This is a genomic window from Desulfallas sp. Bu1-1, assembly GCF_015594625.1.
Taxonomy (GTDB): domain Bacteria; phylum Bacillota; class Desulfotomaculia; order Desulfotomaculales; family Desulfallaceae; genus JADNRQ01.
In genome coordinates, this window is record NZ_JADNRQ010000006.1 from 130,395 (window position 1) to 145,218 (window position 14,824).

Below are 14,824 nucleotides of genomic sequence, written 5' to 3' on the forward strand. Positions count from 1 at the left end.
TGCCCGTTTTATGGGCAAAAATATCCCACAAAAAAGACCGGGGTCTTGAGACCTTTTTTATTTATTAGCGCAAGCCATAAGCAGCGCTGGCATTTATTTTGCTCTGTTATTTAATTAAAGATCAGGCCGGTAAAATCTATACCCGTTGAATGCTCCTGAGGTAACAATTTAGCGGGCGGGTGCAAATTTTATGACAATAACTGCAACGGGGGTAATGATCCCGATAGAAGAATATCCGGCGATTTCGGAAGAGGTTTTTCTTGACAGGGCCGCACATATGCTTATTGAAAATTACCGGGATAAGGGCGGCACCTGGTTGGGTTACGAATCATTGTTGGTTACAAATAAAGATGGCGAAATCGTAGGATTTCTTTCTTTGCGTTCCTTTTTAAAAGCAATTGGGTTATGTGATCCGGGTAATGACAATTGGTTTTTGGACTTGGTTTTTTCCAGAAGAAGGATTAGTAATTCCACCTGGCGGGTTAAAAATTTCATGTGTCCGTTGGACGGAAGAACCGTAAGGGTAAACGATAACTTGGATCAAGTTATCCGGATCATGATGAAAAACCAGGTTGACTCGGTTATGGTGGTTGATGGGGATAAGGCCGTCGGAGTGATCAGGGTTATTGATCTCCTGTGGTTCATGGAGGAATTACTGTAGTTTTGTGGAGGTATGACTATGATAATGAAAACTCAAACTGCAGGCGCATACATGGTACCGCTGGGGGAATACCTGACCGTTAATGAAAATGAAACAATAAACAATGCCCTGAGGATGATTAAGGATTCCCTGCATAAAAAAGACAACGGAGGCGCCTGGCTAGGACCCCGTTTAGTAATTGTGCTAAAGGACGGTATGAAGCCCACAGGAATGTTAACTTTAAAAAGCATACTTAAAGCGGCTGGTTTGAGGATGTTGACGGGAGATGTGTTTTTCAAGGCCGAATCCTTTAGCTGGTATTATCTTAACAGTATGTTTGCCGGCAGCGGGGTTCCCGTTCGGGAAGTGATGCGCTCGCTGGGAATGCCGTCCGTTGAATATAGTACAACCATCTATCAGGCTGCACGCATTTTCGTTCGTTATGGCGTCAACCATTTGCCGGTAACGGACGGGCAAAAGATCATCGGCATATTAAATTCAAGAGATTTATTTTACGGTTATTACGAGCTTACCCGCTTTATGTTGGACCGGGAAGCCATTTTAAACAGAGCTTCGGATCCAACTAAAGTTGCGAATGGTTATGCTGCTTTATAAAACCCGGTATGTCGATAATTGGCACACCGGGCTTTTGTTTTACTTTGCCCTCTTTTGGTAGGGACATGAAGCGGTCGCCGGTGCGCCCGCTGCGGTAACAGGCGGTGCAGAAGCTGGGAATGTAGCCCGAAAGGCAGACGCTGCGCAGCATTTCAACGGGGCTCCGGTGGTCTTCAACCTGGAATTGGGGTGCTTCGTCACCAGTGCTCGCGGCCGGCGAAAAAGGGGAAAGCGTTTTATAAACAGTATGCATGGAGAACAATAAAAGTATATTGTTATAAAATAATAATATAATCACTTGACATATTATTGCTACAGAATATATATTTATACTAAAGTATATATGAAATAAAGATTCGTTTAATGGGGATAAGTTTTATCTGGGAAACCTACTGACATTGAGCTTTAAACTTGGTGTCTTTAAAATAGGTTAAAAGCCCAGTATGTCGATTATTTGACATACTGGGCTTTCTGTATTTTGGGTGCTTATTTCAATAAATAAGTTGGAGGTGTACAAATCTAAAGTTAGCTTCATTGGAGTTACTATTGATTCAGGTTACCAATAATTAAGTAACAAAATTTTGGATAAGAAAGAGAGGGATTAACATGGAAGCTGCGGCGAAAGTGCTTACACCGCAAGAGGAGAGAATAATTAAGGGACTGGATAAGGAAGAGCTGACAACCGAAGAGGCGAAAAATAAAAGGCAAAGAGTAAATAAGTTATTGGCTAGATTTAGGAAAGTACCGCGTGTAGATATTCAGAGAGCCCTTCTGTTTACCGAGTCATTTCAAGAAACAGAGAGTTTACCGATGGTGCTCAGGTGGGCCAAGGCTATGGAAAATGTACTTAATAAAATTGAAGTTGTTATAAATGACGATGAGTTAATTGTTGGTACGTGTGGCGGGACAGGGAGACATAGTATTTTGTACCCCGAGCTCAGGGGTTGCTGGCTGGAGGAAGGATTACAAAGGCTTAAAGAGCAAGGCGCTTATCTTGTATCAGACGAGGATATTAAAACAGTTAAGGAAAAAATTGTGCCGTACTGGCGCGGCAAGACAGCGCACGAGACATATATAAGCCTGCTGCCAGAGGAAACACGGTATTTGATTTATGGTGACGATAGTTACGGTGCATCAGGTTTGATGCAGGATAATGCAAATATAAATGCCACGCTGAACTGGGCGGTGGACTATCAAAAGGTTTTGGAAAAAGGTTTTCTCGGTATCAAAAAAGACGCGGAAGAAAAATTAAATTCGCTGGATGTTGTTGACCCGCAAAATCACATTCGAAAAGCACCTTTTTTGAAGGCCGTTATTATTGTATGTGACGCAATGATCGCTTTTGCCAAAAGGTATGCGGAACTGGCCAGGGAAATGGCACGGAATGAAAAAGATGAAATCAGAAAGAAAGAACTTGAGCGGATAGCCGAGGTGTGTGAATGGGTTCCAGCCAATCCCGCCAGAACATTCCACGAGGCGGTGCAGTCGCAGTGGTTTACCCAGCTCGGTTGCAGGTTGGAGCAGCCAACAACAGGAGTTATATCCAATGGTAGGATTGACCAGTACCTTTATCCTTATTACAAAAAAGACCTGGAGGAAGGGCGTATAAACGAAGATTCTGCGCTGGAGTTGCTTGAATGCCTCTGGTTGAAAATAGCTGATTTTGTACCACTAAATGCAACCAACGCGAAATCTTTCTGGGAAGGATATGCCCACTTTGAGCAGACCGTTATTGGCGGACAGACAAGGAATGGCCAAGATGCCACCAATGAGTTGTCATATTTGATACTAAAATCCAAAAAAGAATTCCCGCTGCATTATCCTGATCTATCCGTCAGAATACATTCCCAAACCCCGGAGCCGTTTTTACGTGAAGTATGCGAGTTAATCAGGGAAGGAACAGGTTTTCCGAAGCTTCTGAACGACGAGGAAATCATACCGCACTTGCTGGCCCAGGGGGCGACGCTGGAGGACGCCAGAGACTATACCGGTTGTGCGTGCACGGAAATCAGGATGATCAACACCAGCACCTATATGGTTGTTGGTGGAAACATCAACTTGCCCGCGGCGCTGGAGATGGCGTTAAACGACGGTGTGCTTAAACTGAAAGGTAATAAACAACGGCTTGGTGTGACCACCGGGGATGCAAGAAACTTTGCCACCTTTGATGAATTGATAAACGCATTCCGGCTGCAGGTAGAATACCTGGTAAGGCATTTCTATATCAGACAAACTGCCTTAGAGATGACAAATGCAATGAAATTGGCCGCACCGCTCATGTCCAGTTTGCACGATGTTTGTATGAATGAACTCACCGATATTCACCAACCCCTCAAAGGTGGGGTGTCCGCAGATACAGGCAATATTAACCTCAATGGCTTTGGTACTGCTGTAGAATCCCTGGCAGCCATTAAGAAACTTGTATATGATGATAAAAAAATTACGATGAATGAATTGCTGGAAGCGCTCGAAGCCAACTTCGAAGGGAAAGAAGCACTGCGGCAGATGCTACTGAATGCACCAAAATACGGTAATAACGACCCCTATGCGGATCAAATTGCCCGGGAAGTTGATGCCATGCTTCTTACAACTGCAAGAAAGTTTAAAACCCCAAACGGCCATCAATATATAAAGTTTGTGCCGGTAACTTCGCATGTCGGTTTGGGCGTGGTTATGGGGGCCACTCCTAATGGCCGAAAAGCCGGTGAACCATTATCGGAGGGTATATCACCAACCCAAGGTGTTGACATGAAGGGGCCGCTATCTACTCTTCTATCGATTGACAGGGCAAAAAGCAGAAAATATGCCAACAGCCTTGCCAGGCTACTGAATATAAAACTCAGCCCGCAAGTTGTGGCCGGGGAAAAAGGACTGCAGGATCTTATGTCCATGGTAAGGACATTTTGTGATCTAAAGCTCTGGCACCTGCAATTCAATATTTTAAACAGTGATATTTTAAGGGATGCGCAGAAAAATCCTGAAAAGTACCGCAATCTAATAGTAAGGGTGGCCGGATACAGCGCTTACTTTGTAGACCTCAGCCCGCAGTTGCAGAATGAAATTATTAATAGAACCGAGCATCAACATATGTAGCCAATCCGCATTTGCATAAAACTGATGCTCTCCGCTGTTTTAAAAAAGCAGCGGAGAGCAATTTGTTATTTCAAAAAAAGGGGAGTTGTGAATGGATAATGATACAGGGAGTGTCAATCATAAGTTGGGCCGCGTGTTTAATATCCAAAAGTTTTCCGTTCATGACGGGCCGGGCATTCGGGATGTAGTGTTTATGAAAGGATGCCCGTTGCGGTGTCTATGGTGCTGCAATCCGGAATCGCAAAATACATTTCCAGAAATAGGTTATATCCAAAATAAGTGCATAGGTATACAAGAATGTGGGTATTGCATTAAGGCATGTCCTAAAAAAGCCATTAAGAACTCCACGATCGAAACGCCAAAAATCGATATTGACAGGCGGTTGTGTGATCATTGCGGCAAGTGTGTCGACGTTTGCCCGGCCAGGGCGATTACGTTATTTGGTCAGATGGTGTCCGTGGAAGACGTGATCAAAGAGGTTCAAGGCGGCAATGCTTCCTGGAGAACCGGCGGAGGAATTACGGTAAGTGGTGGAGAATTGCTGTTGCAAGCAGACTTTGTTCATGATTTGTTGAAAGAGTGCAAAAAACACGGCATCGACACGGCAATAGAAACCAGCGGGTATGGTGATTGGAGGGAATTAGAAAGAATTTGCCGGCATTGCAACTTGATTTTTTACGATGTTAAGTGCATGGATTCAGATAAACATAAAGCGTTTACGGGAGTTAACAACGAGGTAATCTTGGATAACATTTTGAAAGTAGCCAGTCAATTTCCCGAGACGCCGGTAATTGTGAGAACCCCTGTAATACCTGAATTCAATGATTCCTGGAAAGATATAAAAGCTATTGTGGAATTTATCACCCAACTCCAAAACCTGACAGAGTATGAACTGATGGCTTATCACGCTTTCGGTGAACCCAAGTACAGGCAATTAGGAAGAAAATATCGATTAGAACGCGTTAAACCACCGAAAAAGGAATATATCTCCGATTTACAGCAAAGAGCAAATGCTATTTTAAAGAAAAAAAGTTATAAATAATTTGTAACATACGTGAGAACTGGGATAACAATTCCAAAACGGGAGAATTGTGTAGATGAGGGTGGCAAACTTTATTAATAAACACTTAATTGCTCTTTTAATGGGAGTAATTTGTTTGGGGCTGTTTTTAGGATATCTATACCCGGAAAGTGGGAAACGTTTGGAAATTTTTTACCCTTTAACACTTTTTATTATGCTTTTTCCGATGATGGTTACGATTAAAATTAGCGAAGTTGTCAAGGCGTCTAAACGACTGGGTTTTATGACAGTGGTAACGTTTTTAAACTATATTGTCTCCCCTCTCCTGGCGGCGCTTTTAGGGTATATCTTTTTATCCGGTTATCCCGATTTTGCCATAGGGCTAATTATTAACGGAACGGTTCCTTGCGGGGGCATGATTGTGGCTTGGACCGCAATGTCCAGGGGCAATACACCCTTGACCCTGGTTATTGTGGTAATCAGCCTCCTGGCCGGTATTTTATTGATTCCGTTTTGGATTTGGGCTTTGGCGGGCAAGTATGTGCCCGTCGATCCATGGAATATGTTGCATACAATTTTTTATACTATTGTAGTACCTTTGTTTCTGGGAAATATAACAAGAATAGGGATAATAAGAAAATGGGGTCGGGAAAAATTCGATGAATTAAAATCAGTATTTTCGGCAGTTTCGGCTTTAGGCTTTTTTGCGGTTTTCTTTATCGCCATGATGTCTCAATCGGAGGTATTGTTAAAAAACCCGCAATATTTGGGTATTGTTACCTTACCATTAATAGTCTTCTATGTTCTTCTTCTTGGTGCAACTATCCTCTACGCCTGGTTCGCTCGAATCAATTATCCGGACATGGTATCCCTTTTTTATGGGGTTAACGCTAAAAATGCCTCTATTGCGTTAGCGCTGGCTGTTGTTTTCTTTTCACCCTTAACAGTGTTAATTCTTGCGGTTAAACCGGTTGTTCAAGTAATATTTATGACAATATTTTATAAGATTTCACCTTATTTACAGGAATACTGGGTTAAGGTTTCCAACCCAAGCAGCAGTAAGTGTGTCAAAACGTAGAATTTATAAAAGAGATCTTTTGTTATTTGTCAACAAGAATCAATAAATCTTAAAAATAGTGTTGAATAATTTAAAATATAATGCTAAATTATAAGTATGTGAAGTAACTTTCATAGTAGTGGAGGCGTTATGGGCCACCTGGAAAAAAATGATTATGTTTTGGTAAGTGGTTTTGCTCAAACCCCAAAAGGGACTCCGCTTAATGAAATGTATAAGCATATCGGTGTACAGCTGTTAATGGACAGGAAAAGCAACCGTATTATTAAATCTGATTTTAGCGTTATTTCCAGTCTTACCAAAGAAGTTCTACAAGATTTGGTTCAGGGGTATTGTATTGATGAACCTTTTGGGAATCTTGAAAATAAAATAAAAAAACATATGTCGATTCCATCTTTGGGGGCGGTTCTTCAAGCGATAAAATCCGCCATTGATCGTTATAAAGATACTTTTAAGGTCCAATAGTTTTATTAAAACATTCCATGCTTACAAATATAGTAGCTGGTTACCTGTGGGTACTTGTCTAAAACATGTATCTATTAGCCGGTAATACCCAGCGCCAAAATCTACGGAACTTGTTCGGTAGGTTTTTTGGTGGTGGGTATTTCTTTTTTTAGCTGCTTTTTATTAGGATACTGTTTGTATTGATGGTAACCGATTAAATTCAGAATTTTGCGAAGGGGAAATAGGCGTGGAAAGAATAGGTGTCATTGGTGTTGGGGGCATGGGTTCCCGCATGGTGAGGCGGTTATTGGCAAACGACGCGGAAGTAAAAATTTATGACCTGGATCACAATAAGATGGAGCCACTTGTTCGGATGGGGGCAAAATTAGCAGTTTCACCGGCGGACGTGGCGGCAAGCAGCACATGCATAATCACTTGTGTTACCGGCGCGGAAGTCGTAGAGGCTGTTTTAACCGGTAATAAAGGGGTTATTGATTCTATTCAGCCAGACAGTGTGGTAGTAGAAACCACCACGTCTACCCCAACTGTCACGAGAAAAGTGGCCGCATTGTTGGAAAAAAAAGGCGCGTGCATTATTGATGCGCCCTTTTGTGGCGGGGTTAGTGCTGCCGATAAAGGTGAGTTATTATTCCTGGTTGGCGGAAAAGAAGATGTTCTTGAACGATGCCGCCCGGTCCTAAACGTTCTGGGGAAAGACACTATTCATGTCGGGGATTTGGGCTCAGGTCATGTAGCCAAAGCTGTAATTATGATGATGATGGGAGCAAATTTAATTGCCGCCGCTGAAATTATAGGACTTGGAATCAAATCTGGTCTTGATCGTAACAAAATATTGGATGTCATTAATGTGAGCAGTGGCGAGAGTTTTATAACTTCCAGTTATTTTACTAATTATAGTTTATCGCAAACTTACGACTCTGATTATACATTGGAAAACGTGTTAAAAGAAATCCGGGTCTGTATGCAAATTGCTCATGAAATGGGGATCCCCGCCTTGGTGGGCACACGCGTTGAAGAGATTTACGCGTTGGCACACAATCAAGGGATGGGGTCGGGAGATGTTACAAAAATCGTTTCTTTTATCGAACATTTAATGGGTGTATCATCTTTGGGTCGTCAACCTGCCCGGTAAAAGGAGTGTTAAACTTTGGAACGGATCGGTTTTATCGGCCTTGGAGTAATGGGTAATTTAATGTGCCGGCGGGTGTTGTTATTGAAAAATCCTGTATCGGTCTACGATGTGGATAAAAAAGCAGTTGCCCGAATGGTGGAAGCCGGTGCGGAAGCAAGGAAATCGCCTGCAGAAGTGGCGGAATACAGCGATATTGTTCTTGCCTCATTACCGGATGATTCAGTAATAGAGAAGGTAATATTCGGGGAAAACGGTTTACTGGAAGGAATCAAGCCCGGAAATGTGTTTGTGGATTTATCCAGTTCTACCCCGGTCATGACAAAAAAAGTCGGCCAGGCTTTATTAGCTAAAGGGGCCGAGATGTTGGACGCTCCTGTAAGCCGCGGGGCACCCGCAGCAAAAGAAGGGACCCTTTCCATTATGGTGGGGGGTAAAATGGAAGTGATGGAGCGTTGTCGCTTTATCCTTGAACAACTGGGAACCGATATAATTCATGTCGGGGAGTTGGGGGCCGCCCATACTCTGAAGTCATTAAATAACTTGCTCTCCGCAACTAATTTAATTACTTCCCTGGAAGGAACTATTATCGCAGCTAAAGCAGGGGTTGACCCTTTTAAATTCATCGAAGCGGTCAATGCAGGCAGCGGGCGCAGTCACATGACAACGGTGCGGTATCCAAAATATTACCTGGCACGCAAATTTGAGTCGAACTTTTCTTTGAGGCTGATGTACAAAGATTGTTCCATTGCTTTGGATCTGGCTAAGCAACTGGGAACGCCGATGCTATTCTCCAGCATCACGCAACATATTTACGCTATGGCAATTAGTCAAGGAATGGGGGGTGAAGATAATACGAAGATAATGCTGCTCTTGGAAAAGCTGATGAATTATAGCATGGGAGTTGGTGGCAATTAGAAGGAACAAGCAAAACAGTTAAAAAGTTTAAAAAAAAGCATCAATGATTAAGTTATACTTATTTACAGCGTAATCTTAATGCAAACAATTAGGAGGTAGTTATATGAAGAAGCATATAAAAGTTATAATATTACCGCTTTTGTTATCTTTAATCTTAGTCCTTTCCGCCTGCGGTAATTCCGGTACTAGTGATAACTCCGGCGGCACGGATTCGTCTTCCAAGAAGAATTGGCCCAAAGGGATTTCAATCTCTTCTGCACCGCTTGGAGGGACCTTCCAAGTTTATGCCACCGCCTGGGGAGACGTTATAAGTAAAAAGCTGGGTATTGCTACAAATGTCGAAGCTACTGCAGGACCAATCTCCAATATTCAGCTGGTTGATCGCGGAGACTCCGATGTGGGCATGGTTACAATGGGACCAGCATATGAAGCCTATAATGGAATCGGCTGGGCAGATAAAAAATACGAAAGTATCCGTACGATTTTCCCAATGTACGTTAGTTATTTGCACTGGTTCGTGTCGCCGAGCGCAAATGCCGCCTCAGTGTATGATTTGGATGGAAAAATCATTGGTACGGGAGCAAAAGGGGGAACTCCTGATTATTACGGACAAAGATTGTTTAAAGATTTAGAAATTAATGTGAGTAGAATTGTTAACGGTTCATTTAGCGAATATTCCAATCTAATGGCAGACGGAAAAATAGATGCATTTGGTGTTTTTGCTCCGACCGGACATCCAACGGGAACAGAGGTTATTAAAACGCAAAATGCCAAAGTGATCGGTGTAGGTGAAAAATCAAAAGAATTAGCCAAACAATACGGTATTACTTCTGGAATTATTAAGGCCAACAGTTATGAAGGGCAATCGGAAGACATTGAAACTTTAACCATTTGGAGTGCTTTTATCGTTAAAAAAGATCTTCCCGAAGATTTTGTTTATGAGCTCGTAAAAACTACTTTTGAAAGTAAACCAGAATTAGCAAAGGCGGTTAAACAGGCGGAGGAATTATCCGTTGATGTCGTGCCGGAATCAATTATTACCGTTCCATTACACCCGGGGGCCATCAAGTTTTATGAGGAAAAGGGTATTAAATTGCCGGATTCCGCTTACCCTCCGGAATATAAGAAATAAGTAAGGTTATTTTCTAGCCGGTGGAACGTTTTCACCGGCTAGAAGTCACCTTTCTGAAAGGGTCACTTTTTGGAAGAGGGGGAATTGTATGGTTTTAAATAAGGATATGCGGTTGGACGATTTGGAAAAGCAACAACGAGAACTTGTCGGCATATACGGAAAAATCGTCTTTGTCATCGGTGTTGTTTTTGGTATCTATCAACTTTTTATTCTTACTATCTACCCGATAGATCCGTGGGTATTCAGGGCGATTCACTTTGCGGGTGCTGGAGTAATAGCTTTTTTGACATATTCCGCCTTTAAGGGGAGCACCACTGCGCGACCGACAATCACCGACTTCGTGCTAGCGGTATTGTTGCTTTCATCGAGTGTATATGTTGCCTTTACTTACACTGAAATGCTGGACAGGGTTGGCGTTGCGCCTACCCGGTGGGATTTATTTTTTGGAGCTGTTGCTCTTTTGGGGTTACTTGAGATCACCAGAAGAACAACCGGATGGGCATTACCTGTATTGGGAGTAGTTTTTTTAGGATATGCTTATTGGGGGAACATGTTTCCGGGGGACCTCTGGCACAAGGGCTACAGTTGGGACCGGATTATCAGTTACATGTTTAGCATGGATGGAATATATAATATTCCTTTAGGGGTATCTGCCAACTATGTCTTCATTTTTATCTTGTTTGGCTCTTTTCTGGAAGTATCCGGCTGTGGTAAATTTTTTATCGATTTGGCTTACTCGATTGCCGGGCGGTTTCGCGGCGGACCTGCGAAAGTATCCGTTATTTCCAGTGCCATGATGGGGTCTGTAAGCGGAAGTGCGGTTGCCAATGTTGCCAGTACCGGAGCTTTTACCATTCCGCTGATGAAGCGGGTAGGGTATAAGCCCGCGTTTGCCGGAGCCGTTGAAGCGGTAGCTTCGACGGGAGGACAAATTTTGCCGCCGGTAATGGGGGCCGGCGCTTTTATTATGGCCGATATTACCGGAATCAGCTACTCGACCATTATTATCGCAGCAATTATTCCGGCGCTTCTATATTTTTTGGCAGTAATATTTATGGTTGATTTTGAAGCTGGAAAACTTGGTTTGGTGGGGCTCCCCAAAAGCGAGCTTCCCAATGCTAAAAATATCCTTAAAGAACGCGGGGTTTTGTTAATCCCTTTATTGGTCATGCTTTTCTCTTTGCTGGTATTGAAAAATTCACCCGTTCGGGCTGCGATCCTGTCTATCGGATCATTAATTGTTTTAAGCTGGTTTACGAAAAATAAAATTATGTTTTCGCAGTTTTTCACGTCCGTCAGCAATGCCATGAAAAGCATGGCATCTATTGCTGCAACTACCGCTTGCGCCGGTATTATCATTGGTGTTTTTTCATTAACCGGACTTGGAGCTAAAATTGCCGCTTTTATCATTGCGCTTTCCGGCGGTAATCTTGTTATTGCTTTGGTATTAGTGATGCTGCTTTGCCTCCTGTTGGGTATGGGGTTGCCCACGGTTGCGGCTTATGCCTTGGCGGCAAGTACTGTGGCGCCGGCTTTAGTTGATATGGGAGTACCGTTACTGGCTGCTCATCTCTTTATTTTTTACTATGCTTGTATCTCCACAATTACACCGCCTGTCTGTTTATCCGCTTTTGCGGGGGCGGCGATAGCCGGCGCGCCTCCGATGAGGGTCGGCTGGCTGGCGATGAAGCTTGGAATTACCTCCTTCATCATTCCGTTCATGTTTATGATGGATAAGACATTGTTGCTGCAGGGCGAGCCCGTGAACATTCTTATTGACGTGTTTACTGCTTTGATCGGGATTATTGCCCTGTCAGCAGGTGCCGAAGGTTTCCTTGTAAGAAAAATTAACTGGGTTAGCCGGACACTTTTTTTAGTATCCGCCATTCTGTTAATGGCCCCAAAAATTTGGTTGTCTGTTCCCGGTTTAATTTTGTTCCTTACCTTATGTTACTTTAACAGTATAAATCTAACAAAGGGTGTGTGTTCGCAGGTTAAAGCGGTTGAGAATTCAAATTAAAGTAATTGTTTTTCCCCTTTTTCAAGCATAATACAGGCACCGGTGGTTCCCCGCAAGCGCTGTCCCGGATTTATTTTTCTGAAGAGGGGACCACCGGCTCCGTTAATTTTCGTAACTATAATACCAAAATTACCATTGTCCCACATTGCAACGTATGGGTTTGGCGTACTGACCCTGAGTATCTGAAGTGCAAACCCCGGGCGATGAAGCTTGGCCAGATGCCGGGTTCTTGCAGCCCTGCTAGAAGTACAAATCCCTCCGCCCCTGTTCAATTAGGTGCAAACGTTCCTCAGTCAACCGGCGTATACCGGGGTTGCCGATTTCGTTGAGATGCTCCCTGATGGCTTTTTCACCCGCTTCCCGCGTTTCGGGCGAGGCGTAGTCCTCCAGAAATTCCTTGAAGGTAAGGATGGCGTTGGGCTGGCATACGTTCTGAATTTGCCCGCTTTTGGCCAGGGACATGAAGCGGTCGCCGGTGCGCCCGCTGCGGTAACAGGCGGTGCAAAAGCTGGGAATGTAGCCCGAAAGGCAGACGCTGCGCAGCATTTCATCGGGGCTCCGGTGGTCTTCAACCTGGAACTGGGGCGCTTCGTCATCAGTGCCGGCGGTGCAGGCGGACTTTTTCTCCTGTTCCTGCTTGTAACCGCCCACTCCGGTGCATGAACCCGCGCTGATCTGGGATATCCCCACGGTCAGCAGGTCGTCCCTGAACTCCGGCCTTTCCCGGGTGGACAGGATCATTCCCGTGTAGGGCACGGCCAGCCGTAAAACGGCGACCAGTTTCTTGAATTCCGCGTCGTTCACCAGGTGGGGGAAATTGTTGTAGTCGACCCCCCGGGCGGGTCGCAGCCGGGGTACGGAAATGGTATGGGGCCCCACACCAAAAGCTTCTTCCAGGTGCAGGGCGTGCATGAGCATGGCCAGCACCTCGAATTTATAGTCATACAGGCCGAACAACACTCCCAGGCCCACATCGTCGATGCCGCCCTGCATGGCCCGGTCCATGGCGGTGGTATGGTAATCATAGTCGCGTTTGGGGCCGCTGGGATGCATGGCCTTGTATGTTTCCCGGTGGTAGGTTTCCTGGAACAAAATATAGGTGCCGATGCCGGCTTCTTTCAACAACCGGTAGTTTTCCACCGTGGTGGCGGCGATATTGACGTTGATCCGCCTGATGCTTCCGTTGGCTTCCTTTACCTCGTAAATGTTTCCGATGGCCTCCAGGACGTATTCGATGGGACAGTTTTGGGGATCCTCCCCCGCCTCCATGGCCAGCCTTTTATGCCCCATGGATTCCAGTATACTGACTTCCTCCCGCAGTTCATCCATGGTCAACCGGCGCCGGGCAAAGCTGTTGTCGCGCCGGTAGCCGCAGTAAACGCAGTTGTTGACGCAGTAATTGCTGATGTACAGCGGGGCGAATAAAACCAGCCGCCGGCCGTAGATTCCCTCCTTGATTTGGCGCGCCACCCGGTACATTTCTTCCAGCAACTCCTCGTCTTCCAGGTGGAGCAGCACCGCGCATTCATAGGGCGTCAGCCCTTCGGCCCGGGCCGCCCGGTCAATGATTTGCCTTGCCTCGCGAGCCCCCGCCCGGCTGGCTTCGGCCAGCAATGCCTGAATTTGTTCCTCATTGATAAACTCGGCCCTCAAGTTTTCCATTTCCATTACCTCCCGAAAAGTTTTGGGCATGCCCGTAACCCGTGGCCGGCGGCCTTGCCAGTTCGGCCAGCAGGCTGGTGATCCCGGCCAGGGCCAGCTCGGGTTGTTCCGTAATGTCTGATTTTTGCGGGTAAATCAAGTATTTATCCCGCACGCCCGGCGGCGTTAAATTGGGCATAATGACATTGGCTCCGCAGCCCAGGGCCATCCTGCGCCCGTCCGGAGCCAGCGTGCACAGCGCGGTGGTGGCCGGCAGGTGGGCGCCGGGCAGGCAGAGCCTGGTGACGGCCAGTGTTTTCAGGGTCAGCTCCAGTGTTCCTCCGGCGGCGCTCTTTAAAGGGGTGGCGTGATGGGGGAGGAAAGGGCCGATGCCGGCCATTTCCACGTTTAAATCCCGCATCAACAGGATGTCTTCGGCCAGGGTGGCCAGGCTTTGGCCCGGCAGGCCAACCATGTTGCCCGAACCGGTCTGGTAGCCTAGCTCTTTCAGCCAGTGCAGGCACCGCAAGCGTTCCCGCAAGTCGCCCCCTGGCTTGAGAAACCGGAAAAGCCGTTCGTCGGCCGTCTCGTGTTTCAGCAGGTATCTATCGGCGCCCGCCTCCCGCCAGACCCTGTAATCCTCCCGGCTGCGCTCGCCAAGGGACAGGGTGACCGCCAGGTCGTGTTTTTGTTTGATCCGTTCAATGATCCGGGCGATAGCGGCGGCGCTGTAAAACAAATCCTCGCCCGATTGTAATACCACCGTGCGGAAACCAAGAGCCGCCGCTTTACCCGCGGCCTGCAATATTTCATCTTCCGCCAGGCGGTACCGGGGCAGGGATTTGTTGTCCCGGCGCAGGCCGCAGTACAGGCAGTTTTTGCGGCAGTAATTGGAAAACTCCACGATTGCCCGCAGGTGCACCGCGTCCCCCACAGTATTGCTGCGCACGGTATCGGCGGCGGCGAACAGTGCCGGCATTTGTTCCGCGTCCGCGGACAGCAGCGCGACAATTTCCCGTTGATTAATTTGTTCACTGGCGGAAGCTTTCTGCAGGGCAAGGCCAAAAGCTTCCAT

The 14,824-nt window shown here is 45.9% G+C and carries 12 protein-coding genes and 1 pseudogene; 10 read left to right on the forward strand and 3 right to left on the reverse strand.

Going from position 1 to position 14,824, the window contains the following annotated elements; translation table 11 throughout:
* The first annotated feature begins 190 nt into the window (after positions 1-190).
* The gene (locus tag IT084_RS08250; RefSeq protein WP_195712376.1) at positions 191-661 is read left to right on the forward strand and encodes an HPP family protein; all 471 of its coding nucleotides are present in this window, start codon (positions 191-193) and stop codon (positions 659-661) included.
* An 18-nt stretch (positions 662-679) separates the two neighbouring features.
* Positions 680-1,255, forward strand: a complete 576-nt coding sequence (locus IT084_RS08255) for a cyclic nucleotide-binding/CBS domain-containing protein (RefSeq protein WP_195712377.1) — start codon at positions 680-682, stop codon at positions 1,253-1,255.
* Between the two features lie 37 nt (positions 1,256-1,292).
* On the opposite strand, the pseudogene IT084_RS18160 reads toward IT084_RS08255, so the two are convergent.
* Positions 1,293-1,454: pseudogene (locus IT084_RS18160) on the reverse strand ([FeFe] hydrogenase H-cluster radical SAM maturase HydG); the annotation flags it as partial.
* A 407-nt stretch (positions 1,455-1,861) separates the two neighbouring features.
* Between IT084_RS18160 and IT084_RS08260 the strand changes: the two are divergent.
* From IT084_RS08260 to IT084_RS08295, 8 genes are all read left to right on the forward strand, one after another.
* Positions 1,862-4,348: a glycyl radical protein gene (locus IT084_RS08260; RefSeq protein WP_195712378.1), complete on the forward strand. Its 2,487-nt coding sequence runs from the start codon at positions 1,862-1,864 to the stop codon at positions 4,346-4,348.
* A gap of 91 nt (positions 4,349-4,439) precedes the next feature.
* The gene (locus IT084_RS08265) at positions 4,440-5,390 is read left to right on the forward strand and encodes a glycyl-radical enzyme activating protein (protein WP_195712380.1); all 951 of its coding nucleotides are present in this window, start codon (positions 4,440-4,442) and stop codon (positions 5,388-5,390) included.
* Between the two features lie 55 nt (positions 5,391-5,445).
* Complete coding sequence (locus IT084_RS08270) at positions 5,446-6,447, forward strand: arsenic resistance protein (RefSeq protein ID WP_195712381.1); 1,002 nt, start codon at positions 5,446-5,448, stop codon at positions 6,445-6,447.
* 129 nt (positions 6,448-6,576) lie between these two features.
* Positions 6,577-6,909 carry a DUF3870 domain-containing protein gene (locus tag IT084_RS08275; protein WP_195712382.1) on the forward strand — a complete coding sequence of 111 codons (333 nt, stop codon included), beginning with the start codon at positions 6,577-6,579 and terminating at the stop codon, positions 6,907-6,909.
* A 226-nt stretch (positions 6,910-7,135) separates the two neighbouring features.
* Positions 7,136-8,041: an NAD(P)-dependent oxidoreductase gene (locus IT084_RS18830; protein ID WP_195712383.1), complete on the forward strand. Its 906-nt coding sequence runs from the start codon at positions 7,136-7,138 to the stop codon at positions 8,039-8,041.
* A 15-nt stretch (positions 8,042-8,056) separates the two neighbouring features.
* Positions 8,057-8,956 (forward strand): NAD(P)-dependent oxidoreductase, encoded by a 900-nt coding sequence (locus IT084_RS08285; RefSeq protein ID WP_195712384.1) that lies wholly within the window; start codon positions 8,057-8,059, stop codon positions 8,954-8,956.
* A gap of 103 nt (positions 8,957-9,059) precedes the next feature.
* The gene (locus IT084_RS08290; RefSeq protein WP_195712385.1) at positions 9,060-10,088 is read left to right on the forward strand and encodes a TAXI family TRAP transporter solute-binding subunit; all 1,029 of its coding nucleotides are present in this window, start codon (positions 9,060-9,062) and stop codon (positions 10,086-10,088) included.
* Positions 10,089-10,176: 88 nt separating this feature from the next.
* Positions 10,177-12,108 (forward strand): TRAP transporter permease, encoded by a 1,932-nt coding sequence (locus tag IT084_RS08295; RefSeq protein WP_195712386.1) that lies wholly within the window; start codon positions 10,177-10,179, stop codon positions 12,106-12,108.
* Between the two features lie 240 nt (positions 12,109-12,348).
* On the opposite strand, the gene hydG is transcribed toward IT084_RS08295, so the two are convergent.
* Positions 12,349-13,770 carry a [FeFe] hydrogenase H-cluster radical SAM maturase HydG gene (hydG, locus tag IT084_RS08300; protein WP_195712387.1) on the reverse strand — a complete coding sequence of 474 codons (1,422 nt, stop codon included), beginning with the start codon at positions 13,768-13,770 and terminating at the stop codon, positions 12,349-12,351.
* Positions 13,739-14,824, reverse strand: coding sequence for a [FeFe] hydrogenase H-cluster radical SAM maturase HydE (gene hydE / locus IT084_RS08305; RefSeq protein WP_195712388.1), 1,086 nt, complete (start codon positions 14,822-14,824; stop codon positions 13,739-13,741). Before hydE ends, hydG begins: the two co-directional genes overlap by 32 nt.

Excerpts from the sequence above, each read along its gene's own strand:
- IT084_RS08250 (WP_195712376.1), top strand. The coding sequence starts at position 191 with ATGACAATAACTGCAACGGGGGTAATGATCCCGATAGAAGAATATCCG.
- IT084_RS08255 (WP_195712377.1), top strand. The coding sequence starts at position 680 with ATGATAATGAAAACTCAAACTGCAGGCGCATACATGGTACCGCTGGGG.
- IT084_RS08260 (WP_195712378.1), top strand. The coding sequence starts at position 1,862 with ATGGAAGCTGCGGCGAAAGTGCTTACACCGCAAGAGGAGAGAATAATT.
- IT084_RS08265 (WP_195712380.1), top strand. The coding sequence starts at position 4,440 with ATGGATAATGATACAGGGAGTGTCAATCATAAGTTGGGCCGCGTGTTT.
- IT084_RS08270 (WP_195712381.1), top strand. The coding sequence starts at position 5,446 with ATGAGGGTGGCAAACTTTATTAATAAACACTTAATTGCTCTTTTAATG.
- IT084_RS08275 (WP_195712382.1), top strand. The coding sequence starts at position 6,577 with ATGGGCCACCTGGAAAAAAATGATTATGTTTTGGTAAGTGGTTTTGCT.
- IT084_RS08290 (WP_195712385.1), top strand. The coding sequence starts at position 9,060 with ATGAAGAAGCATATAAAAGTTATAATATTACCGCTTTTGTTATCTTTA.
- IT084_RS08295 (WP_195712386.1), top strand. The coding sequence starts at position 10,177 with ATGGTTTTAAATAAGGATATGCGGTTGGACGATTTGGAAAAGCAACAA.
- hydG (WP_195712387.1), bottom strand. The coding sequence starts at position 13,770 with ATGGAAAACTTGAGGGCCGAGTTTATCAATGAGGAACAAATTCAGGCA.
- hydE (WP_195712388.1), bottom strand. The coding sequence starts at position 14,824 with ATGGAAGCTTTTGGCCTTGCCCTGCAGAAAGCTTCCGCCAGTGAACAA.